Source organism: Streptomyces sp. NPDC058877 (assembly GCF_042742855.1).
Taxonomy (GTDB): Bacteria; Actinomycetota; Actinomycetes; order Streptomycetales; family Streptomycetaceae; genus Streptomyces.
On record NZ_JBHYMF010000373.1, the window covers coordinates 1 to 1932 of the forward strand.

A 1932-nucleotide genomic window follows, 5' to 3' on the forward strand; every position below is an offset into this window, starting at 1 on the left:
GCGCACGACTGTGCGCACGGGCCCGTGGAACAGGGGTCCGCCGGGGCGGGATCCCTTACTTGTCCTCGGAGACCTCGGCCTCGCCGGTGACGGCCTCGACGGCCTCGGCGGCGGTCTCGACCTCGTCCTCGTCGTCGGACAGGTCGACGACCTCGCCGTTGCCGTCCTTGACCGTGGCGGCCTCGACGACGACCGCGAGGGCCTTGCCGCGGGCGACCTCGCCGACGAGCATCGGAACCTGGCCGCCCTGGGCCACGGCCTGGGCGAACTGGTCGGGGCTCATGCCGGAGGAAGCGGCACGGCGGAACAGGTGCTCGGTGAGCTCCTCGCGGGAGACGTCGAGCTTCTCCTTGTTGACGAGCTCATCGAGGATGAACTGCGTCTTGATGCCCTTCTCGGCCTGCTCCTTGGTCTCGGCCAGGAACTCTTCCTCGGTCTTGCCCTGCATCTCCAGGTACTTCGCGAGGTCGATGCCCATCTGACCGAGCTGGTGGTGCTCCAGGTTGTGCTTGCGGGTGTTGATCTCGTCCTCGAGGAGCTTCTCGGGCATCGGGACCTCGACCAGCTTGAGGAGCTCGTCGAGGACGCGCTCCTGGGCCTGGGTGGCCTGGTCGAACTGCTTCATGTTCTCGAGGCGCTTGCGGCTGTCGGCCTTGAGCTCGTCGAGGGTGTCGAACTCCGACGCCATCTGCGCGAACTCGTCGTCGAGCTCGGGGAGCTCACGGGCGGCGACGACGGTGACCTTGACGGTGACCTCCGCGTCCTTGCCCTCGGCGGAGCCGCCCTTCAGCTGGGAGGTGAAGGTGGCCTCGCCACCGGCCTCCAGGCCCTTGACGGCCTCGTCGATGCCGTCGAGCAGCTCGCCGGAGCCGATGGTGTACGAGACGTCCTTGGCGACTCCGTCGGGCAGGACCTCGCCGTCGACCTTGGCCTCCAGGTCGATGGTGACGACGTCGCCCTCGGCGGCGGCGCGCTCGACCGGGGAGGTCGAGGCGAAGCGCTCACGGAGCTGCTCCACGGACTTCTCGACGTCCTCGTCGGTGACCTCGACCGCGTCGACGGTGACCTCGATGCCGGAGTAGTCCGGGATCTCGAGGGCCGGGCGGACGTCGACCTCGGCGGTGAAGGCCAGCAGCTCGCCGTCCTTCAGCTCGGTGATGTCGACCTCGGGCTGGCCGAGCGGGTTGACCTCGGCCTCGTTGACGGCCTCGGTGTAGAACTTCGGGAGCGCGTCGTTGACGGCCTCTTCCAGCACGGCGCCGCGGCCGAACCGCTGGTCGATCACGCGAGCCGGGATCTTGCCCTTACGGAAGCCCTTGACCGTGACCTGCTGGTTGATCTTCTTGTACGCCGCGTCGAGGCTGTCCTTGAGCTCCTCGAAGGGCACCTCGACAGTGAGCCGAACCCGAGTCGGGTTCAGGGTCTCCACGGCGCTCTTCACGGTTCGGTCTCCTTGTGGCTGATTCCTGGATTCCGGCGTCGCCGCGCGAAGCGGTTCCGGCCGATCGGCCCGGTCAGAAAGACACACGGGCACGCAGCTTGCATAGTAACCGCAAGCGGCAGGGGGGCCACAACGTGATCAAGAACGCCCGAGGTGAACGCGTGATCATCATGGTCGGGGTGGCGGGATTTGAACCCACGGCCTTCCGCTCCCAAAGCGGACGCGCTGCCAAGCTGCGCCACACCCCGTCGGTGCGACACGTAGGGTACATGGACGGGGACTGTATGGCGCCCCTCGTTTTCGGGGTGTGCACGAAGGGCCCCGGACCGGCTACGATGCTCTTCGTTCCGCGGTCCTCGTGATCCGCGGCACGGTGTTGTGCGGGCGTAGCTCAATGGTAGAGCCCTAGTCTTCCAAACTAGCTACGCGGGTTCGATTCCCGTCGCCCGCTCCAGTGAAGAGGGCCGGGCCCGGTGCGCGAGACAGCGCAC

At 67.4% G+C, this 1932-nt stretch carries 1 protein-coding gene and 2 tRNA genes; 1 reads left to right on the plus strand and 2 read right to left on the minus strand.

Annotation, left to right across the window (positions count from 1 at the left end; translation table 11 throughout):
* Positions 1-55 precede the first annotated feature (55 nt).
* Together tig and ACFW2Y_RS35645 are read right to left on the minus strand one after the other, a co-directional pair.
* A complete protein-coding gene (gene tig, locus ACFW2Y_RS35640) occupies positions 56-1441 on the minus strand; it encodes a trigger factor (protein ID WP_384887859.1) in 1386 nt (461 codons plus the stop codon).
* A gap of 171 nt (positions 1442-1612) precedes the next feature.
* Positions 1613-1689: transfer RNA gene (locus ACFW2Y_RS35645), tRNA-Pro, on the minus strand.
* 132 nt (positions 1690-1821) lie between these two features.
* On the opposite strand from ACFW2Y_RS35645, the gene ACFW2Y_RS35650 reads away from it, so the two are divergent.
* Positions 1822-1895: transfer RNA gene (locus ACFW2Y_RS35650), tRNA-Gly, on the plus strand.
* Positions 1896-1932 lie beyond the last annotated feature (37 nt).